The 20,814-nt window shown below is 74.4% G+C and carries 16 protein-coding genes; 8 read left to right on the forward strand and 8 right to left on the reverse strand.

The genetic code is table 11. The features are described 5' to 3' along the window. Positions 1–22: 22 nt before the first annotated feature. A complete protein-coding gene (gene dprE2 / locus ABEA15_RS17665; protein WP_345557640.1) occupies positions 23–784 on the forward strand; it encodes a decaprenylphospho-beta-D-erythro-pentofuranosid-2-ulose 2-reductase in 762 nt (253 codons plus the stop codon). Between the two features lie 22 nt (positions 785–806). Here dprE2 and ABEA15_RS17670 read toward each other — a convergent pair whose 3' ends face one another. Genes ABEA15_RS17670 through ABEA15_RS17685 form a run of 4 tightly spaced genes read right to left on the reverse strand, consistent with a single transcriptional unit; the run spans position 807 to position 4,852 of the window. Next, on the reverse strand, positions 807–1,394 hold the full coding sequence (locus ABEA15_RS17670) for a GTP-binding protein (protein WP_345557642.1): 588 nt from the start codon (positions 1,392–1,394) through the stop codon (positions 807–809). Next, a complete protein-coding gene (locus ABEA15_RS17675) occupies positions 1,375–1,749 on the reverse strand; it encodes a DUF742 domain-containing protein (protein ID WP_344141590.1) in 375 nt (124 codons plus the stop codon). The genes ABEA15_RS17670 and ABEA15_RS17675 overlap by 20 nt, the downstream gene beginning before the upstream one ends. An 11-nt stretch (positions 1,750–1,760) precedes the next feature. Then, positions 1,761–2,204, reverse strand: a complete 444-nt coding sequence (locus ABEA15_RS17680) for a roadblock/LC7 domain-containing protein (RefSeq protein WP_344141588.1) — start codon at positions 2,202–2,204, stop codon at positions 1,761–1,763. Further along, a complete protein-coding gene (locus tag ABEA15_RS17685) occupies positions 2,201–4,852 on the reverse strand; it encodes a sensor histidine kinase (RefSeq protein ID WP_345557644.1) in 2,652 nt (883 codons plus the stop codon). Before ABEA15_RS17685 ends, ABEA15_RS17680 begins: the two co-directional genes overlap by 4 nt. 516 nt (positions 4,853–5,368) lie before the next feature. Between ABEA15_RS17685 and ABEA15_RS17690 the strand changes: the two genes are divergently transcribed. Beyond that, positions 5,369–6,496 (forward strand): VanZ family protein, encoded by a 1,128-nt coding sequence (locus tag ABEA15_RS17690; protein WP_345557646.1) that lies wholly within the window; start codon positions 5,369–5,371, stop codon positions 6,494–6,496. Between the two features lie 11 nt (positions 6,497–6,507). On the opposite strand, the gene ABEA15_RS17695 is transcribed toward ABEA15_RS17690, so the two are convergent. Together ABEA15_RS17695 and ABEA15_RS17700 are read right to left on the reverse strand one after the other, a co-directional pair. Next, complete coding sequence (locus ABEA15_RS17695; protein ID WP_344141583.1) at positions 6,508–6,921, reverse strand: DUF3592 domain-containing protein; 414 nt, start codon at positions 6,919–6,921, stop codon at positions 6,508–6,510. A 391-nt stretch (positions 6,922–7,312) separates the two neighbouring features. Continuing rightward, the gene (locus ABEA15_RS17700) at positions 7,313–8,752 is read right to left on the reverse strand and encodes a GuaB1 family IMP dehydrogenase-related protein (protein ID WP_345557648.1); all 1,440 of its coding nucleotides are present in this window, start codon (positions 8,750–8,752) and stop codon (positions 7,313–7,315) included. A gap of 258 nt (positions 8,753–9,010) precedes the next feature. Here ABEA15_RS17700 and ABEA15_RS17705 point away from each other — a divergent pair, with 258 nt between their 5' ends. Next, the gene (locus ABEA15_RS17705) at positions 9,011–10,030 is read left to right on the forward strand and encodes a CDP-alcohol phosphatidyltransferase family protein (protein ID WP_345557650.1); all 1,020 of its coding nucleotides are present in this window, start codon (positions 9,011–9,013) and stop codon (positions 10,028–10,030) included. Between the two features lie 117 nt (positions 10,031–10,147). Here ABEA15_RS17705 and ABEA15_RS17710 read toward each other — a convergent pair whose 3' ends face one another. After that, positions 10,148–11,266: an acyltransferase family protein gene (locus ABEA15_RS17710; protein WP_344141578.1), complete on the reverse strand. Its 1,119-nt coding sequence runs from the start codon at positions 11,264–11,266 to the stop codon at positions 10,148–10,150. Positions 11,267–11,756: 490 nt separating this feature from the next. Between ABEA15_RS17710 and ABEA15_RS17715 the strand changes: the two genes are divergently transcribed. Then, positions 11,757–14,006, forward strand: a complete 2,250-nt coding sequence (locus ABEA15_RS17715; RefSeq protein ID WP_425579409.1) for an amidohydrolase — start codon at positions 11,757–11,759, stop codon at positions 14,004–14,006. 180 nt (positions 14,007–14,186) lie between these two features. Then, positions 14,187–14,912, forward strand: coding sequence for a M48 family metallopeptidase (locus ABEA15_RS17720; protein ID WP_344142005.1), 726 nt, complete (start codon positions 14,187–14,189; stop codon positions 14,910–14,912). 96 nt (positions 14,913–15,008) lie between these two features. On the opposite strand, the gene ABEA15_RS17725 is transcribed toward ABEA15_RS17720, so the two are convergent. Continuing rightward, a complete protein-coding gene (locus ABEA15_RS17725; protein ID WP_345557652.1) occupies positions 15,009–17,168 on the reverse strand; it encodes an elongation factor G-like protein EF-G2 in 2,160 nt (719 codons plus the stop codon). Between the two features lie 341 nt (positions 17,169–17,509). Here ABEA15_RS17725 and ABEA15_RS17730 point away from each other — a divergent pair, with 341 nt between their 5' ends. From ABEA15_RS17730 to ABEA15_RS17740, 3 genes are all read left to right on the forward strand, one after another. Then, a complete protein-coding gene (locus ABEA15_RS17730) occupies positions 17,510–18,274 on the forward strand; it encodes a CPBP family intramembrane glutamic endopeptidase (protein WP_345557654.1) in 765 nt (254 codons plus the stop codon). Positions 18,275–18,578: 304 nt separating this feature from the next. Continuing rightward, positions 18,579–19,391 carry an alpha/beta hydrolase gene (locus ABEA15_RS17735; RefSeq protein ID WP_345557656.1) on the forward strand — a complete coding sequence of 271 codons (813 nt, stop codon included), beginning with the start codon at positions 18,579–18,581 and terminating at the stop codon, positions 19,389–19,391. Between the two features lie 57 nt (positions 19,392–19,448). Further along, positions 19,449–20,711: an MFS transporter gene (locus ABEA15_RS17740; RefSeq protein ID WP_345557658.1), complete on the forward strand. Its 1,263-nt coding sequence runs from the start codon at positions 19,449–19,451 to the stop codon at positions 20,709–20,711. Positions 20,712–20,814: the final 103 nt, after the last annotated feature.

A 20,814-nucleotide genomic window follows, 5' to 3' on the forward strand; every position in this document is an offset into this window, starting at 1 on the left:
CACCTACGAGAGGGGAGGAGCCATGCGCGACGCTGTAGGCGCCGTGGGTTCGGTGCTGCTGCTCGGCGGACGCAGCGAGATCGGCGCCGCGGTGGTCGAGCGGCTGGTGCGCGGCGGCGCCCGCCGCGTGGTGCTGGCCGCGCGCGGCGACGCCGGCACCGACGGGGTCGCCCGGCGGCTGCGCACCGCGGGCGCCGGCGAGGTGCATTCGCTGCGGTTCGACGCCGCCCGACCCGACACGCACGCCGCCGTCGTCGACAGGGCCGTAGATCTGGTCGGCGACCTCGACGCCGTCGTCGACGCGTTCGGGGCGCTCGGAGACCAGGCGGCGTTCGAGGACGACCCGGCGGCGGCCGCCGAGGCCGCCGCCGCGAACTACACCGGGCACGTCTCGGCCGGGCTCGCGGTGGCCCGGCGGCTGCGCGAGCAGGGCCACGGCACGCTCGTGGTGCTCTCCTCGGTCGCCGGCGTCCGGGTGCGCCGCGCCAACTTCGTCTACGGCTCGGCCAAGGCGGGCCTGGACGGGTTCGCCCAGGGCCTCGGCGACGCGCTGCACGGCAGTGGAGCCCGCGTGCTGCTCGTGCGGCCCGGCTACGTGTCCACGCGGATGTCGGCCCACGTGCCGCCCGCACCGTTTCCCGCCACGGCCGAGCAGGTGGCCGAAGCGGTGGCCGAGGGCCTGCGGACCGGCGCCGAGACCGTGTGGGTCCCGCGCCGCCTGCGCCTGCTCTTCGCGGGGATGCGGGCGCTGCCGCGCCCCCTCTGGCGCCGCCTGCCGCGCTGACGCCGGCCGGTCGGCAGGCGTTCTAGGCGGGCGCGGCGGCCGTTGCGGCGACGTGCCTGACGAGGGTCTCCAGCACCGTTTTGGCCGACTCGCGGCTGCGCGCGTCGCACAGCAGCACCGGCACCCGCTCGTCGAGTGTGAGGGCCTCGGTGACTTCCCGCTCGCTGTAGCGGTAGGCGTCGTCGAAGCAGTTCACCGCCACCACGAACGGGACGCTGCGGCGCTCGAAGAAGTCCACCGCGGGGAAGGAGGTGTCCAGCCGCCGGGTGTCGGCCAGCACCACCGCGCCCAGCGCGCCGTGGGCCAGCTCCTCCCACATGAACCAGAAGCGCTGCTGGCCGGGGGTGCCGAACAGGTAGAGCACCAGCTCGTCGCTGATCGTGATGCGCCCGAAGTCCAGCGCGACGGTCGTGCTCACCTTCTGCTCGACCCCCTGGAGGTCGTCCACTCCCACGCTGGCCTCGGTCATCACCTCCTCGGTGCTCAGCGGTTCGATCTCGCTCACGGAGGCGACCAGTGTCGTCTTTCCGGCGCCGAACCCGCCCGCGACCAGAATCTTGATCCCCGAGGGGATGACGTCGCCGGGATGCTCAGAGTCGTTGGATGCCATCAAGTACCGCCTGGAGTATGTCCCGGTGCACCGGGCTCTGCTGGGTGTAGGGGGCGCGGGCCAGGACGTAGCCCCGGCCGATGAGGTCGCCGAGCAGGACCTTGACCACGGCGACGGGCATGTCGAGGTGGGCCGACACCTCCGCCACCGACTGGGGGCGCCGGCACAGTTCGAGGATGCGCAGCTGCTCGGGTTCCAGCGCCGCCTCGTCCACCTCGGCCCGCGCCGCGATGACCACGCTGATCATGTCCAGCTGGACGGCGTCGGAGTGCTGCCGCCCCTGCGTGATGACGTAGGGCCGGACGAGGGGGTCCGTCCCTTCCGCGTCGTAGCCCGGTTCCTGGTGCTCTGCCATGGCCGTCGCTCCTATCCGGCTGAATCGCCGGGGGTTGCGTCGCCGGGCGCCGCGGCGGTTCCCACGTGGCGCGGTGACGCGTCGAGGAACCGGCCGACCTGCTCCACGAGCACGTTCATCTCGTAGGCGATGAGGCCGACGTCGGAGCCCTCGTCGGCGATCACCGCGAGGCAGGCGCCGCTGCCGGAGCCGGTGACGAAGAGGTAGGCGTGCTCCATCTCCACGACCGTCTGCAGCACCGTGCCGCCGTCGAACTGGCGGCCGGTGCCGCGTGCCAGGCTCTGGAACGCGGAGGCCACCGCGGAGAGGTGCTCGGCGTCGTCGGTGCCCAGCGCCTCGGAGCGGCCCATGAGCAGGCCGTCGGCGGAGAGGACGATGGCGTATCTGGCGCCGACGGCCCGTTCCACGAGCTCGTCGAGCAGCCAGTTCAGGTCCTTGGCGGCGTTGTTCGTCACGGTCGGGAATCCTTCTCACGTGTCGTTCCGGCGCTGCCGGCCTCGTCGCGTCCGCGACGGGTGCCCTGCTGGAACGCCGACATGTTGCGGCGCAGCCGGGCCGAGCGGTCCTCGCCCTCCTCCGCGGGTTGCGAGGAGCCGAAGGCCGAGGCCGAGGGGTTCTCGTGGAGCTGGGGCGCCAGATTCTCCTGGGGCCGGCGCTTGGGCAGCGGAGGGCGCCCGTCGGCGTCGGCCCGCGGGGCGCCCGCCGGGTCCGGTGCCTCGGGGTCTGCGCCGCCGCCGGGTGGCGGGGGCGGCGCGGTCGGTGCGTCGCCGGTTCCGGCGGCCCCGTTCGCCGGGGCGCCGCCGTTGCCGCTCTGCCCGGCCGGGGCGGTGGTGGCGGCGGGCGCCGCGGCGCCGTCCCCGCCGCGGGCCGGGCCGGCCGCGCCCGGCGCGCCGGGCCGGCTGCGGCGGGGCAGGCCCGACGCGGTGCGGTCCTGCTCGGCGCCGGGGTCGGCGTCGCCGTCCTGCTGCGCCGGGGCGGCGGTCCCGGCCGCGAGCACGTCGCCGTCGCCGGCCGGTGCGGCACCGGCGTCCTCGGCCGGGGCCTCCTGCCCGTTGCCGTCCGCGCCGTCGGAGGCGGAACCGGCCCCGGATTCGCCGGGCCGCTTCGGCAGTATCGCCCGCGACCGCTCGCCGGTCGTGTCGAAGGCGGAGTCGGGCAGCTCCGCGTCGGCGATCAGCACCGAGGGCAGCAGCACGATCGCTTCCACGCCGCCGTAGGGCGAGGTGCGCAGCCGCACGCCGATCTCGTGCCGCTGGGCCAGCCGCGAGACGACGAACAGGCCCAGGCGCATCTTGTCGTTGAGCCGCATCACGTCGAACTCGGGCGGGTTGGCCAGGATCTCGTTGGCCGCGGCCAGCTCGTCGTCCTGCATGCCCAGGCCGCGGTCCTCGATCTCGACGACGACGCCGTTGGGCACCTGCTCGCTGCTGAGCCGGACCTTGGTCTGCGGCGGCGAGAACGTCGTGGCGTTGTCGACCAGCTCGGCGACCAGGTGGATGACGTCGGCCACCGCCGGGCCCTTCAGCGCCACCCGCGCGACGCGCCGGCGGTCGACGCGGGTGTAGTCGCCGGACTCCGAGATCGCGCCGCGCAGTACGTCCACCAGCGGCATCGGCTTGTGGAAGGTGCGGCCGGGGTTCTCGCCGCCGAGGATCAGCAGGTTCTCGGCGTTGCGGCGCGAGCGGGTGGCCAGGTGGTCGAGCTTGAACAGGTCGGTGAGCTGGTCGGGGTCCTCCTGCTCGCGCTCCATGCGGTCCAGCAGCCGCAGCTGCCGGTGGATGAGGGTCTGGCTGCGGTGCGCGATGTTGAGGAACACCCGGTTGATGCCGTGGGCCAGCTCCGACTGGCGGACGGCGGCGTCGACGGCGAAGTGCTGGGCCTTCTGGAAGGAGGAGGCGACCTTGCCGATCTCGTCGTCGCCGGTGGTCAGCTGCGGGATCGCCGAAGCCGAGTCGATCGGCTCGTTGTTGCGCAGGCGGCCGACGAGGTCGGGCAGCAGGTCGTTGGCGCGCCGGTCGGTCTCGTCGCGCAGCTGGCCCAGGCGCCCCACGACCCGGTGGGTCGTGCGCACGCCCGAGCTGATCGCCAAGAAGCCCACCAGCGCGACGCCGACCGAGCCCGCTCCGGCGATCAGCGTCGCCCGGGCCGCGGCGTCGGCCTGGATCCCCGCGGCGTGGCGGGCCTCGGCCGCGCCGATCTCGGTCAGCGTCTCCTTGACCGGCGTGTACGCCGACCTCCACTCCTGCTCCTCCATCGGGACCGTGGTGTCGCGGCTGTGCTCGCCGGTCACCGGGTCCATGAGGATGTGCGGGTCGTGGTCGACGATGCGGCTCTCCATGTCGACCAGGCGCTTGTACTCGTCGCTGTTCATCAGCCGTTCGAGCTTGCGGCCCTGCTCGGGGCTGAGGAAGCCGCGCACGTGCTCCAGCGTGCTGTGGTAGGAGCTGGTCAGCCTGGTGAACTCCTGCTGGTCGTCGTGGGTGAGCTTGCCGTTGGTGAAGCTGCGGGTCAGCCGGGCGTCGCTCAGTGCCAGCAGGTCGACGACGCGGAAGGTGTCGGTCGCGCTCATGCCGGAGCCGATCGCGGCGTTCTGCGGGCTGCCGCGGGACTGCTCGTCGAAGAGGTCGGCGGCGGCGGTCATCACCCGGTTGTAGTCGTCGAGGACCTTCTCCCGCGAGGCGGTGCCCTCGTCGACCTCCTCGCGGATGTCGTCGATGGTGCGGTACTGCTTCTCGAACTCGGCCATGCGCTCCCGGATGGCGTCGGGGGCGTAGTCGCGGTAGGTCTCGAAGCGGTCGAACACCTTGCGGGTGTGCTTGTCGGAGGCCTGCCGCGCCTCGACCAGCTCGTCGCGGGCATCCTCGGGCCGCTCCAGGTAGGCCACGGTCTGGGACCGCTCGTCCATCACGGCGGTCAGCGAGACGGCGGCGGGCGTGGACAGCTCGCTGGTCGCCTGGGCCGACGCCGCGGTCTCGACCGCCTCCCAGCCGAGGTAGCCGCTGATGGCGAGCCACAGCGCGATGAAGGCGGCGCTCGGCAGCAGCACCGCCCTGCGCAGACGCCGCCGGATGGTGGGCGTCCGCTTACTCTTCGCTGACTGCACGGTACTCCTAGTGGCGAATCAGGGGGGCGGGGCTGCGGCGCGGGCCGCGCGGCCGGCGGTTCGCCGGGAGGCGGCGGCTGCGCGGTGTCCGCAGCCCGTCGCCGGTCCGCGTCCTGGAGGGATCCACGAGTCCCGAGCACGGAAGGCGGTTCACCGGGGTCTTCGCATGCTCAGTGAAGGGTCACGGGCACATTCCCCGTCGAGACGCAGATTGCGATCACGGTACTGCTTTGCACACAGGCAAGCGCTAAGCGTCAATTGCCCGAACACGATAGCGTGTCGGCCCTTTGCTCGGCGATCCGCCTCGGGCTGTTTCTCTGCGACAACATCGTCCAGCAACGGTGATTTGCAGGTTTTGTGGTTCCGTGTCCGGATTTCGTCGAGGTACGGCGGACGACCTGCCCCGGTATCCCGGAGGCGGATCCCACCCGCCCCGCCCGCCCCGCCCGCCCCGTCCGGGGCGGATCCGGCGTTCTCCTGCGGCGCGCGGCGGCCGGCCGCTAGCCTTGCGGAGCTATGGGAGGGCTATTCGCGGCCGACGCCGCAGTGCACGGAGCGGCCTACGGCGTGGCGCTGGCCGTGTCGATCGGCGCCATGGGATTCCTGCGCCGCCAGCACCGGCGCTTCGGCCGCCTGGCCGGCTGGCCGGGGCGGGTCACGATGGCGGTGCTCGCCGCCGGGACCGCCCTCGCGGCCTTCGCCGTGTATCCGCTTCCGGCGCCCGCCGCGGACATCTGCGCGGGCGGCGGAGCAGCGCCCGCGCCGGAGCCGCTCATGCTCCTCGGCGCCCTCGACCGCCCCGCCGCCGCGGTGCACGCGGCCTGGACCGCGGGCGCCCTGCTGCCTGCGGGACTGCTGCTGGCCTACCGCCACCGCCGCGGTGCGGTGGCGGCCGTCGCGGCCTCCGCGCTGATCGCGGGGGGCGTCGAGGCGCTCCAGTACACAGGCCTGCTGGGCGCCTACCCCTGCCCCTACCGGGTGGCCGCGGTCGACGACGTGCTGCTGGGCGCCTGCGGCGGCCTGGCCGGCTGGTCGCTGGGCGCCGCGGCCAAGCGGATGCTCCCCCGCGCCTGGCCGGGGGCCGCGGGCGACCTGCTGCCGCCGAGTGCGCTGCGCCGCGTGCTCGCCCGCCTGCTCGACCTCGCCGTGTGCTGGTTCGGCGCTTGCGCGGCCGCCGCCGCGGCGGCGGCCGCGCGGGCCGCCGGTATCGCGGTCTCCGAGGAGGGGTTGCGCGCCGCCGCCCTGGTGGCGTTCGCGGCGGTGTTCGGCGCGGTGGTACCGGTGCTCCGGCGCGACCGGGCCACTCCGGGCCAGGCCGCCTCCTACCTCGCGCTCGCGGCAGCCGGGCCGCCGCGCCCGGCGCCGCGTGGGCGCGCGCTGGTGCGCAGCGCGCTGCTGTTCGTTCCGGTGACCGCGCTGCTGGCGACCGGCCTGGGCTGGTGGGCGCTGCTCGTGCCGGCCCTGCACGCCTCCACCGCGCTGGTGCGCCGCGACCGGGCCGGGCTGTTCGACCTGATCGCCCGCACCCGCACGACCACCCGCACCTGGGTCGCCGGCGGGATGCCCGACGATTTGATGCGCTTCTCGCCGCCCGGCGAGGCACCCCCGCCGGCGCCGGCGGGAGCCGTCCCCGCCCAGCGCTGAGCGCTCGGCCCTCAACCGTCCAGGAGCGGGTCGGACCAGGCCAGCCAGCCCAGCACGAGCCCGATGACGACCAGCAGGAACCCGAGCACGCCCATCATGATCAGCACCCAGTTGCTCAGCCAGGGCGCGGCGACGATGCGGGCGCGCTCGGGGTCGCCGGGGTCGTAGGAGACCGTGACGATGTCGCCGCTGCGTGAGGCGGTCCACCCGGTGTTCTCGTGCGCCGCGTGCACCTCGCGGCCGTCGGGCGTGCTGAAGCGCACGACCATCGACGCCGAGGTGGCGGTCTCGCGGTAGCCCACGACCTCGCCCTCGGCCCGCACGCCGTAAAGGGCCAAGAACGCCGAGAAGCGCAGGTGGCGGAGGAGGAACCAGAGCATCACCACTCCGGCGCCGATCGGCAGCAGGGGATAGACGTATGCCACGGTCGGTTCGACTCCCTGTGTGCACAACGGGCGAGCGCCGCCCGGGCACCGCGCGCGCCCGGTGCCGGGTGCCGCGGACCGCCCGGCGGCGATGGCGATACCGTATCCGACCCGCCCGGCTGTGCGCGCCGGGCGCGCGGCGCAGGTCGGCGTGCCCGCCTGCGTCCGGGGGCGCAGGCGGCTACGACCGGAGGAGGACCCCGCCACCGCCTTCCGGGGGAGCGGCGAATACCTCGCCTGGGCGATGACCCGCCGCCCCCGCCACACCTACTCTCGCAGTGCACGGTCGGAGCGGCACGAGGTACGGGATGCGGCTCCGGGCGGACAGTGGGATCGGGGGGCTGGGCTGGGCGCGCTCCAGCCCCCCGCCTTCCGCCTCGGCGGCGCACCGCTACCAGCTGGTGGGTACCGGCCGGCCCTCGTTGTAGCCGGCGCTGCTCTGCACTCCCACCGTGGCCCGCTCGTGGAACTCCTCCAGCGTGGCCGCCCCCGCGTAGGTCATGGAGCTGCGCACGCCGGCCACGATCTCGTCGACGAGGTCCTCCACGCCCGGGCGCTCCTCGTCCAGATACATCCGCGCGGTGGAGATCCCCTCCTCGAACAGCGCCTTGCGCGCCCGCTCGAACGGGGAGTCGTCGGAGGTGCGCAGCCGCACCGCACGCGCCGAGGCCATGCCGAAGCTCTCCTTGTACATCCGCCCCTGCGCGTCGCGCACCACGTCACCCGGCGACTCGTAGGTGCCGGCGAACCAGGAGCCGATCATCACGTTGGAGGCGCCCGCGGCCAGCGCCAGCGCGACGTCGCGGGGGTGGCGGACACCCCCGTCGGCCCACACCGACGCCCCGAGTTCGCGCGCGGTGGCCGCGCACTCCAGCACGGCGGAGAACTGCGGGCGGCCCACCGCGGTCATCATCCGGGTGGTGCACATGGCGCCCGGCCCCACGCCGACCTTGACGATGTCGGCGCCGGCCCCGATCAGGTCGCGGGTGCCCTCGGACGAGACGACGTTGCCCGCCACCAGCGGGACCGCCGGATCCAGCGCGCGCACCTTGCGCAGGGCGGCGAGCATCTTCTCCTGGTGCCCGTGGGCGGTGTCGATGACGAGCACGTCCACGCCCGCCGCGATCAGCTCGGCGGCCCTGGCGGCCACGTCGCCGTTGACGCCCACCGCCGCGCCGATCCGCAGTCGGCCCCGGGCGTCGGTCGCCGGCTCGTAGAGCGTGGCCCGCAGTGCGCCGGTGCGGGTGAGCACCCCCACCAGGGCGCCGTCGGCGTCGACGACCGGCGCCAGGCGGTGCCGGAAGTCGTGCAGCGACCCGAACGCCTCCTTGGGGTCGGTGCCCGCGGGAATGGTCAGCAGGTCGCGCGACATCACCTCGTGGACCTGGGTGAAGCGGTCCACCCCGGCGCAGTCGGCGTCGGTGACCACGCCGACGGGGCGCCGCCCGCCGTCCACGACGATCACTGCGTCGTGCGCCCGCTTGGGCAGCAGGTTCAGCGCTTCGCCGACCGTGCTCTCGGGAGTCAGCGTGATGGCGGTGTCGTAGAGCAGGTCGCGGCGCTTGACCCACGAGACCACCTCTGCGACGACGTCGAGGGGGATGTCCTGGGGCAGCACCGCGATGCCGCCGCGCCGGGCGATGGTCTCGGCCATCCGCCGCCCGGCGACGGCGGTCATGTTCGCGACTACGATGGGCATCGTCGTCCCGGTGCCGTCGTGGGTCCGCAGATCGACGTCCAGCCGTGATCCCACGGCCGAGTGCCGCGGCACCATGAACACGTCGCTGTAGGTCAGGTCGTGGCCGGGAACCTGGTCGTTGAGAAAACGCACGCCTCTACCTCGGTCGGAGCCGTTGCGGGGCGGCGCGCGGCCTCGGCCGCCGGCGACCGGGCCGGCCGCAGCCCCCTTACTCGACAATTATCACCGCCGGCACCGTGCCGATTGGCCCGGGCGAGGCGCGGTCTGCCATTATTCTGCGGCCGACCCACCCTCCCTTCCCGCCCGGCCGCGCGATGACCACCGACAGCGCGGCGCCCGCGACGCCGGGCGCGGCCGTTCGGCGCCGGGGGAAGCCCTGCAGGAGATGAGATGACGAGCTTCACCCTCGCGGACGTCCGCGAGCGCACCTACAAACGCCGCGACGCCTGGTGGACGGTCTTCCTCGTCGACCCGCTGGCGGCGCGGCTGGTCGTGTGGGTGGCGAACCGCACCTCCATCACGCCCAACCAGATCACCTTCGGGGCGGGGGTGCTGGGCGCGGGCTCGGCGGTGTGCTTCGCGCTGGGCACGTGGCCCTGGCTCGTCGCCGGCGCGCTGCTGTTCCACCTCAGCTTCGTGCTCGACTGCATGGACGGCAAGATCGCCCGGCTGAAGGGCAACGGGTCGGTCTTCGGCGCGTGGGTCGACTTCATCTTCGACCGCATCCGCTTCTTCGGCTGCATGCTGGCTCTGCTGATCGGCCAGTGGGCGCTCACCGGCGAAGTGCTGTTCCTGCTGCTGGCGCCGGTGGTGACCTTCCTGGACCTGGTGCGCTATCTCAACGGCTCCCAGGTCGGCAAGACGCGCCAGAGCATGCGCGCCCAGCTGCGCGCCGCCGCCGAGGGCGACACCCGGGCCCCCGCCGAAGAGGACCCGGAGAACACCGAGCCCGACGGTGGACCCGAGGCCGACCGGGACGGCGGCGCGGACGCCGACGAGGCGGGGGCCGGCGCCGAGGTCGTCTTCGTCGAGGAGGTGCTGCGCGAGAACCCCGAGCTGGACCACGAGCAGGCGCGTGAGCGCTCCGCCGAGGCCGGCACCCGGGTCATCGACGTGCACCAGGGGTTCACCCGCAAGTTCGGCTGGTACGGGCGGCTGCGTTCGGCGCTGCTGCGCGGGCGCGTGCGGCCGCACCTCTTCAGCGGCATCGAGTTCGAGATGTTCGTGTGCGTCGTGGCGCCCCTGACAGCGCTGGCCTCGGCGGTGGTGCCGGGCGCGACCCTGCTGGTGCCCGTGGTCGTGTTCTCCTGCGTCGCCCTGGCCGCCTTCGAGGCCCTCATCGTCTACAAGCTGTGGCTGGCCACCCGCGACTTCGGCGTCGAGATGGCCCGGCTGCGCGGCGAGGACTGAGTCCGCCGGCGCTACCGGAGGACGGACGACGGCGGAGGCCGCGGGGGTCGCCCTCGCGGCCTCCGCCGTGAGCGGCCTCGTCCCCCGGCCCCGGCCGGGAGGACGGCCGCCCGCCGGCTACCGCCCGGCGGGCACCGGTCCCGCTTCCGCGGGGGCGGCGGTGGCCGCGGCGGGCGCGGAGGCGGCGCCGCGGTCGCGCAGCGCCCAGCGCACGCGGGGCTCCACGGCCCAGGCGGTGGCGCGGCGGACCCACGGCGTGCACAGCAGATAGGACGCAGCCACGGCCAGTAGGGCGGTGATGCCCAGGGCGGCGTAGTCGCCCAGCGCGGGCCCGGCGAAGTCGTACCAGCCGAGCGCGTCGGCGCCGCGCACCAGCAGGCCGTGCAGCAGGAAGACGTACATCGTCAGCGCGCCCAGGCGGGTGAAGTGCGTGGTGCGGCGCGGCGTGAGCGAGAGCACGGCCGCGGTCAGCGCGAAGGCCAGCACCATGAACATCAGCCGGCCCGGAAGGCCCACCGGCAGGAACTCCATGTCGCGGTCGACGATGCTCTGGCGCCAGTAGACCCACTCGCGGCTGAGGGTCTCCAAGTGGATCCAGCACATCGCCGCGGTGACGGTGACGACGCCGGCGCTCCACACCCGCACCCAGGTCTGCTTGAGCAGGTCAAGGTGGTGGGGCTGCAGCACCAGCCCGGCCACGAAGAACGGCAGCAGGCTGACGATGCGCGAGACGTCCAGGACGTCGCCGGTGGTGACCGCGCCGCCGAGCAGGGAGACCGCCACCGAGACCGCGAACGGCCGGCGGATGCGGTTCCACAGCGGGACGGTCATCCGCCATACGAACAGCGCCGCCAGGAACCAGGTCAGCCACAGCGGCTCCAGCGGGCTGTCGGGCAGGTCGCGCCCCGTGGACAGCGACACGAGCGCGTAGAGGCCCCAGAAGAGCAGGTAGGGCGCCGCGACGGTGGTGAGCAGCTTGTCGATGCGCCGCCCCGAGGCGTCGAAGGACTTCGAGAGGTAGCCGCTGATCAGCACGAACGCCGGCATGTGGAACAGGTAGACCCAGTAGTACAGGGCGTCGGCCAGGCGGGTGTCGTCGGTCATCGGCTCGATGGCGTGGCCGACGACCACGAGCACGATCAGCAGGAACTTGGCGTTGTCGAGCAGGGCGTCGCGCTGCGGGCCGGGTGCGCGGTCGGCGCGGACGTCGTGCGGACGATCGATGGTCGTGGCCAATGGGTCTCCGAGTAACCGTTCGCGGGCAGCGGGTACGGCCGACCGCCGCTGGGGGACGGTGGGACGGCGCGCGCGGGTCCGATCCTGGGAATCGGCTGTGAATGCTGTGAGCCGGTGCCGCTCGGGTGCCGCCACGTCGGCGCCACAGAGTGGGCGCCCGGTGGTCCTGTGTGACAATCCCAGGAACCGGAGGGGTTCCACGATCTCGAAAAGGTAACATGCCGCCCGCGTAAACTGTGAATAAGCTGAGAATCCTGGGGCGGCACGCTCCTGCGGCGGCGGGCACACGCCGCTCCGCACGCCGCGGGCAGGGCGCCGGGGCACGGCGGTCGGCGGCCGGGGACCGGGGCGCGCAGTTCGCCGGGGCTGGGACATCCCCTCCTCAGTGGCGGGGATAGGCTCGTAAGCGGGGCGCTCGCCGTCCGGGCGACGTTTGAGATTCGCAGGGGCGAGCGGGACAATCGGCGCTGCGGTCGCACGCCGGTGGCGAATGGCCGACTGGGAGGTCGCTCCCAGTCCATCTCAGACGAAGGCGGTGGAAGCGGTGCCGCACGCGGTCGATCCCCAGCGTGTCGCTGAGCACGGAGGTGCGGTGATGCGGCTCGTCGACGAGATCTTCCCGCTGGTCGAAGGGTTCTACGTCGACCTGCACAAGAATCCCGAACTCTCGAACCAGGAGCACCGCACCGCGGGCGCCGTGGCCGAATGGCTGACCCGCGCGGGCTTCGACGTCGAGACCGGTGTCGGGGGCACGGGCGTGGTGGGCGTGCTGCGCAACGGCGAGGGCCCCACCGTGCTGCTGCGCGGCGACATGGACGCGCTGCCGGTCCAGGAGCGCACCGGACTGCCCTACGCCAGCACCGCCCGCGGTCGCGACGACGACGGCCAGGACGTGCCGATCATGCACGCCTGCGGCCACGACGCGCACACGGCGTGCCTGGTCGGTACCGCCGACCTGCTCGCCGAGGCCCGCGACGAGTGGCACGGCACCCTCATGGTCGTCGCCCAGCCAGGTGAGGAGACCCTCGACGGGGCCACGGCCATGCTGCGCGACGGCCTCTACACCCGCTTCGGCCGGCCCGACGTCGTCCTCGCCCAGCATCTGGGGCCCCAGCCCGCGGGCATGGTGGCCCACCGCGCCGGCACCATCATGGCCGCCACGACCAACCTGCGGGTGCGGGTGTTCGGCTCCGGCGGACACGCCGCGCGCCCGGAGAACACCGTCGACCCGGTGCTGATCGCCGCCAACATCGTCAACCGGCTGCAGACCATCGTGGCCCGCGAGATCAGCCCGAGCGAGATGGCGGTGGTCACCGTGGGCGTGCTGCGCGCCGGCACCAAGGCCAACGTGATCCCCGAAGAGGCGTACCTGGAGATCGACACCCGCGCTCTGAACCCGGCCGTGGCCGATCGCCTGCACAGCGCCATCGACCGCATCGTCCGCGCCGAGGCCGCCGCCTCCGGCGCCCAGCGCGACCCGGAGATCTCGGTGGCGCGCGAGACCGGGGTGACCGCCAACGAGCCCGAGGCCACCGCCGAGGTCGTCGCGGCCCACCGCGCCTACTTCGGCGACGACCGCGTGGTGGAGCTGCCCGAGCCGACCACCGGCAGCGAGGACTTCTCCGCCTTCGGGCTGCCGGGCGACCCTGCGCCGGTGCCCTACGTCTACTGGTTCCTGGGCTCCACCCCGCACGACGTGTGGGAGGCGGCGCCCGGCGAGACCCCCTACGAGAAGCTGATGGGCGTGCCGGCGACGCACTCGCCCTTCTTCGCGCCCGACCGCGAGTCCACCCTGCGGGCCGGCCTGGCGGCGATGTCGCTGGGCGCCCTCACCTACCTGGGCACCCCGGGGGCGCCCGCGGGTGCGGCCACCGGCGGGCAGGCCTCCATGAGCGCCGGCCCGGGCCCCGGCGAGGCCGCCGGGCCCGTGCGCCCGGACGAGCCGGCACCGGCGCCCGCGGTCGCGGGTCCCGCCGAGAGCGGGTTCCCCGGTGCGGTCGCGCCCGAGGGCGACGCCGCGGCCCCGGCCCCCGACTACCCGCCGCCGGTGCCGCCGACCGCGGTCTACCCCGGTGAGCCCGCCCCGGCCGCGGCCGAAGGCGAGGAGGAGCAGGGCGAGCCCACGGCCTACACCGACATGGACCCCTACCTGGACGACGACGAGAACGCGGCGCCGGACTACGGGCCGCCGCCGTCGGGGGCCCCGATGGCGCCGCCGCCGCAGGGCCCGCCCATCGCGGCGCCCCCGCCGCAGGGCCCGCCCGTCGCGGCCCCGCCGCCGCCCCCGGGAGCGGTGCCGTACTCGACCGAGGGGGCACCCGAGCCGGGCGGCCACCCGGTCGGCAACGCGCCCTCCGGCGGCTACCCCGCGAACGGCTATCCGTCGGGCGGGTATCCGGCGGAGGGCCGTCCTCCGGGCGGCTACCCGGCGGAGGACCATCCGCAGGGGGGCCATCCGGTCGGCGGCCACCCCGCCGAGGGACCGCCTCCGGTCGCCTACCCCGGGGACGGGCAGCCTCCGGGCGCCTACCCCGGCGGCCACCCCTCGGGCGGCTACCCGGCCGATCCCTACGGCCGGCCGCTTCCCGATCCCCGGTTCTCCGATCCCCGGTATCCCGGACCGGAGCAGCCCGACGCGCAGCAGCCGGTGCAGTACGGCGGACCCGAGCAGCAGGACGACCACGACCGATCCGGCGACAACGGCCAGGAACCGCCGCAGGGCCCCACTTACCGCCTGTAACGTAAAGCTGGACACAGCGGGCGTCGGCGGCTGGGCGGTGCGTGGCGTATGGATCGGTCGACGCGTCTGTCACCGCAGAAGCGGGCGCTTCGGCCGCCGCGCCGCGGCACGCTGCTGGGACGCTGGGGCGACCCCCGGCGCGCCCGCGCGCTGCGCCACCCGCGGGAGAACACCGCGCTTCTGGTCTGCCTGGTGGTCACCGCGCTCGCGGTCGTCGGCGCCCTCAACCGCGCCCTGGACGGCGAGTCCGGACAGCCGCTGGTGGTGCTCGCCATCCCCGCTCTGGTGTTCTTCGTGCGCGGGCAGCTGTACGCGCGCCAGCGCGTCAACGGGGTGCGCATCTCCGAGACCCAGTTCCCCGAGGCGCACCGGATGGTGGTCGAGGCCGCGCGGGCCTTCGACCTGCCGCAGGTACCCGACGCCTACGTGGTGCTGGGCAACGGCCACATCAACGCCTTCGCCTCCGGCCACGGCGCGCGCCGGTTCATCGCGCTGCACAGCGACCTGTTCGAGATCGGCGGGCGCCTGGCCGACCCCGAGGCGCTGCGCTTCATCATCGGCCACGAGGTCGGCCACATCGCCGCCGGCCACGTCTCCTACTGGCGCCAGTTCGGCGTCTCGGTGGCCGACATCATCCCCGGGATCGGCGCCACGCTGAGCCGCGCCCAGGAGTACACCGCCGACAACCACGCGCACGAGTTCTGCCCGGAGGGCAAGGAGGGCCTGCGGGTGCTCGCCGCCGGCAAGTACCTCTACCGCGAGGTCGACTTCGCCGACATCGCGGCGCGCGCCCACACCGACCAGGGCCTGTTCGTGATGCTGGTGAACCTGCTGTCGAGCCATCCCGTGAACACCTGGCGGTTCCAGGCGCTCACCGACCGCTCGCGGCCCGGCCGCCTGCTGTGACCGCTGCGACCGCTTCCGGCCCCGGCGCCGGAGGCGGTCCGGTCCGGCCCCTCCCCGGCCGGTCCGGACCGCTCCGCACCCGCGGCCGCCCGCCCGTCAGGCCGAGCCGGCCAGCTCCCGTGCGTACTTGTCGACGAGCTGGGACGGCAGCGGCTCGTGGCGCAGGTAGGACCGCGTGAACGTGCCGGTGCCGTGCGACAGCGAGCGCAGGTCGACCGCGTAGCGGACGATCTCCAGCTGCGGTACCTCGGCCCGGATCAGCGTGCGCCCGTTGGCCATCGGCTCGGTGCCGATCACCCGCCCCCGGCGCGCCGACAGGTCGCTCATCACCGCGCCCATGTACTCGTCGGCGACGAGCACCGCCAGCTCGTCGAAGGGCTCCAGCATCGACAGCCGGCACTTCTCCGCGGCGTCCTTCAGCGCCAGCCGCCCCGCCTTCTGGAAGGCCATGTCGGAGGAGTCCACCGAGTGGGCCTTGCCGTCGTAGAGGGTGACGCGGATGTCCACCATCGGATAGCCCGACTGCACGCCGCTCTCCATCTGCGAGCGGATGCCCTTCTCCACCGACGGGATGAACTGGCGCGGCACGACGCCGCCCACGATCCGGTCGACGAACTCCAGCCCCGACCCCGACGGCAGCGGCTCCACCTGGATCCGGCAGATGCCGTACTCGCCGTGGCCGCCGCTCTGCTTGACGTTGCGGCCCATGCCCTCGGCCGGCTCGGCGAAGGTCTCGCGCAGCGGCACGCGCAGCTCGTCGGTCTCGACGGCGACCCCGTGGCGCGAGGAGAGCCGGTCCAGCGCGACGTCCAGATGCGCCTCGCCCATGCACCACAGCACCAGCTGGTGCGTCTCGGGGTTGACCTCCACGCGCAGCGTGACGTCCTCGGAGGCCAGCCGGTTGAGCGCCTGGGCGAGCTTGTCCTCGTCGGACTTGGACGACGCGCGCAGCGCCACCGGCAGCAGCGGGTCGGGGAACGTCCACGGCGGCATCCGCAGCGGGCGCTCCTTGGCCGAGAGCGTGTCGCCGGTCTCGGCGCGGGTCAGCTTGGCGACGGCGCACACGTCGCCGGCCACCACCTCGCCCACCGGCTCGCTGTGCTTGCCCACGGGGGCCAGCAGCGCGCCGATGCGCTCGTCGACGTCGTGGTCCTCGTGGCCGCGGTCGGCGAGGCCCTGCCCGCACACGTGCACCACGGTGTCGGGGAGCAGGGTGCCGCTGAAGACCCGGACGAGGCTGACCCGGCCCACGTAGGGGTCGCTGATGGTCTTGACGACCTCGGCCAGCAGCGGCCCGCCGGGATCGCTGGCGAGCCCGTCGACCGGACCGCCGGAGGCGGTGGCGACGTCGGGCAGCGGGCGCTCGGTCGGCGCCGGGGTGGCCCGGGGCAGCTCCTCCAGCAGTTCGGGCACGCCCGCGCCGCGCAGCGCGGAGACTGCCAGCACCGGGTAGAAGCCCGCCCGCGCGACCGCCGCCTCCAGGTCGGCGATCAGCATGGAGGGGTCGAGATCCTCGCCCTCCATGTAGCGGTCCATCAGGGTCTCGTCCTCGCTCTCCTGGATCACCCCCTCGATCAGCGCGTCGCGCATCGGCGCGGCCCGTTCGGCCAGGCCCTCGGGCGGCTCGGCCTCGGTGCGGGTGCCGGTGGAGTAGTCGTGGTAGCGGCCGGAGATGAGGCCCATCAGGCCGCGCACCGTGCGGGAGTCGCCCTCGCCGGAGTACTCGGGCACGTAGGCGGGCAGCACGTTCTCGCCGAAGGCCTCGCGGCACTGCTCGACGACGGCGTCGACATCGGCGCGGTGGTGGTCGATCTTGGTGACCGCCACGGCGCGCGGGATGCCGATGGCCGCGCACTCCTCCCACAGCAGCCGGGTGCGCCCGTCGATGCCGTCGACCGCCGAGACGACGAACAGCGCGGCGTCTGCGGCGCGCAGCCCGGCGCGCAGGTCGCCGACGAAGTCGGCGTAGCCCGGGGTGTCCAGCAGGTTCACCTTGATGCCCGCTGAGACCACCGGGGCCACGGTGAGGTTGACCGAGCGCTTCTGGCGCACCTCGACCTCGTCGTAGTCGCTGACCGTGGTGCCGTCCTCGACGCGGCCCAGCCGGGACGTGGCACCGGACTCGTGCAGCAGGGCCTCGATCAGTGTGGTCTTTCCGGCTCCGGACGGGCCGACCAGCACGACGTTGCGAATCTGCGCCGGGTGGTCGGCCCTGGGAGCCCTGCCGGTGGTCGCTGGACCGGATTTGTCCGCCATGCTCTGCCACCTTCCTTCGTCGACCGGGCCGCGGTTCCCGTCGGCCCGGGCCGCGCGGCCCGCCGGCGGATGCCGGCGCCCCGTCGGGGCGGCCGCGCGGGTGGACGCCGAGTCCGCGCCGGATGTGACGCGGGACACTCTCTACCGTCACCCGTTGCGGTCGATATCACAAGGGGCGTTTTCGCTGACACCCCGGGGGCGGGTTCGCGGGGTTCCGGGGCCGGGGTGCGCGGGAAAGCCCGCGGTGTGCGCCGGGCGCGCGCCCGGCGCACACCTGCGGAGCGTGGAGAGGTCACCCGCAATAGGCGGATTCGGCCGTGCGGATCTCTTAGTGTGTGGCCGTGCCTTGGACCGAGAGCGTTCCCCAGTTCGGCGTCGTCGCCGGTGCCTTGGCGTCGCTGCTGGTCGTCTACGCCGCCGTGGGCGAGCCGCTGCTGGGCCGGCGCGCCTTCACGAGGCTGCAGCGCACACGCGGGAGCGACCCCCGCGCCCTGGTCCGGTTCTACCGCCTGGCGATGGGCGTGCACCTCGCCTGGACGGTGGCCATCGCCCTCATCGTGCTGCTCGCCCCCGGCGTCGACGCCGCCCACCTGGGCCTGCGCGCTCCCCAGGCATGGCTTCCGCTGCTGGCGGCCGTGTTCGGGTTCGGCGCGGCCCTGCTCATCATCTGGCTGATCACCCGCGACCGGGGCCGGTCCGCGCCGGAGACCGGGAGCCCCCCGCTGCCTCCGCTTCCCGACCCCGGCCAGGCGCTCGGCGTGCTGGCGCCGCGCGGGTCGCGGGAGCGGCGGACGGCCGCCGCGGTCGCGGTGACGGCCGGGGTCGGCGAGGAGCTGCTCTACCGGGGCCTGCTGGTGGCCTTCGGCACGGCGCTGGGCGCGCCGGTGTGGCTGGCCGCGATCGCGGCCTGTGTGCTGTTCGCGCTGGCCCACCTCTACCAGGGCTGGTGGGGGCTGGTGGGCCCGGGGCTCCTGGGCGCTCTGTTCATGGTGGTCTACCTGGGTACCGGCAGCCTGCTGATCCCCATCGCCGTGCACATCGCGCTGGAGATGCGCTCCCTGCTGCTGTCGGGCAGCGGCCGCCGCCACCGCGCCCGCGCGCTCTAGGCGCACCGGCGAGCCGGCGGCGGCCTGCTCACGGCCGGGTCACGGGTGCGAGCCGCCGGTGGCGTCGAGAACCTGCCCGGTGAGCCGGCTGGCTCCGGCCGCCTGCTGTCCCGCCGTGATCAAGGGGATGCCGCAACAGGCGTGCGGCGGCGCCGCGCCCGGCGACCTGCACGGCCGTCGCCGGGACCGCCATCGCCGCCCGGGCCCGGAGTGAGGCCGACCCGCGCGGGGTGGTGCCAGCACCCCCTGCGTGTTCGCGCCAGCCGTCCTGCTGTGGCGCGAGGCGATCGGGCACGATGGTTCGGTGACTGATGCGCTGTACCGCTCCGCTCCGCTGTCCGCCCCCGAGCGGCGGCGGCTCACCACTTCCGACGGGATCGACCTCGACACCGCGCTGTTGCGCGGCGGCACCGACCGAACCGCCGCCGTCGTGCTGGCGAACGGCTTCACCGGCACCTGGCGCAGCCCCGGCACGCGCTCGATCGCCGAGCGCCTGCTGCCGATCGGCGACGTGATGACCTTCGACTTCCGCGGCCACCGCGACTCCGGCGGGCTGTGCACCGTCGGCAACCTGGAGGTGCACGACCTGGAGGCCGTCTGCGCGCACCTGCGCGGGCTGGGCTACACCTCCGTCGCCTCGGTGGGGTTCTCCATGGGAGCGGCCGTGGCCGTGCGCCACGCCGCGATGTTCGGCGGCGTCGGCGCCGTGGTCGCCGTCAGCGGGCCGAGCATGTGGTACTACCGCGGCTCACGGCGGATGCGGCTGCTGCACTTCGGCGTCGAGCAGGCGTTCGGCCGCTGGTTCCTGCGCGTGGCCCGCCGCGTGCGCGTCATCGACACCGGGTGGGACCCGGTGCCGCCCGACCCGGCCCAGGCGGCCCCCGACCTCGCCGCGCCGCTGCTCGTCGTGCACGGCGACGCCGACAGCTACTTCCCGATCGAGCACGCGGAGCGGCTGTACGCCGCCGCACCCGAGCCCAAGGACCTGTGGATCGAGCCGGGTATGGGCCACGCCGAGCGCGCGATGACGCCCGAGCGGGCCGAGCGCATGGCGCTGTGGCTGGCCCGCCGCATGGGCGGGCGGAGCGGAGGGGAGGACGGGGAGCGCGGGACCTGAGGCGGGGCCGCGGCCAGGCGGGCGGCACCCGGATACCGCTGAGGTACAAAGAGAGTCATGGTGAACTCCTCCGATGTCCGGATGAATCCGCCCGCAAGGCCGTCGCATCTCGGGCTGCACGGCTGGGCGTTCCGGCTGCTGGTCCTGGCGACCGCGCTGACGTTCGCCGGCTTCGTGCTGCTGCTGCCCGTCGTCCCGCTGTGGGCCACCCGCGGCGGCGCGGGCGAGTTGGGCGCAGGGGCCGCCACGTCGGTCTTCATGCTCACCACGGTCCTCACCCAGCTCGCCATGCCCTGGCTGCTGGACCGCGGCGGCTATCGGTGGACCTTCCCGGTGGGTGCGCTGCTGATGGGCGTGCCGGCGCCGCTGCTGCTTGCGACCGCCGACCTGGCGCCGCTCCTGGCGGTCTCGGCCGTTCGGGGCGTCGGGTTCGGCATGGCGACGGTATCCGGCTCCGCGCTGGCGGCCCGCCTGGTGCCGTCCGAGCAGCTCGGCCGGGCCGCCGGCTACTACGGCCTCGCGGTGGGCCTGCCCAACGTGTTCTTCCTGTCGACCGGGGTGTGGGCGGCGCTCAACCTCGGATTCGCAACCGTGTTCTGGGCCGCCGCCCTCGGTCCGCTGGCGGGAGCGGCCGCCGCGGCCGGCATCTGGCTCCTTGCCGGCGACGGCGCGGGCCGCCGCGGCGCCGCGAGCGGGCAGGACACCGCAGCGGAGACGGGGGAGGCGCCCGGCGGCCCGCGGCTCTATCGGCGGCTCGGCGTGCCGCTGCTGGCGATGCTGATGCCGGCGATCGCCTCCAGCGCGATCGTGACGTTCCTGTCCATCCCGCTGTCCGAGGCCTCCACCGTGGTCTTCGCCGCCCTGCTGGCCTTCGGTGTGCTGTCGGTGTGCGGCCGATGGGCGGCGGGCACGCTCAGCGACCGGCACCGGCGTCCCGTCCTGCTCGCCTACGGCAGCGTCGCCGCGGTCGCCGGCATGGCCTTCTCGGCGGCGGCCCTGTGGGGGGCCGGGGACGGCTGGTCGGGACCGGGCGCCTGGGGAGCGGCCGCCGCCGTCGCGGGCGCCGGGCTGTTCGGCGCGGGGTTCGGCGCCGTGCAGAACGACACGATCGTCATCATGTTCCGCCGCGCCGGGGCCCGCGCCTACGGCACGGCCAGCGCGGTGTGGAACATCGGCTACGACGCCGGGACGGGCCTGGGCTCCTTCGCCCTGGGCGTGGCGATCCAGGCCGCCGGCTACGGCCCCGCGTTCGCCGCCATGGGAGCGGTGCTTGCCGCCTGCCTGCCCGCCGCCTTCGCCCTGGCGCGGCGGCTCGACTGACGCCGGGTTCCGGGGCCGAGGGCCCGCCTCCGCGGCGGGCCCTCGGGCATCCGTCCGGGCCCACCGCCACCACCGGCCGACCCCGCGATGCCGGCCGGAGCGC

This window comes from Streptomonospora halophila, assembly GCF_039542725.1.
Taxonomy (GTDB): Bacteria; Actinomycetota; Actinomycetes; order Streptosporangiales; family Streptosporangiaceae; genus Streptomonospora; species Streptomonospora halophila.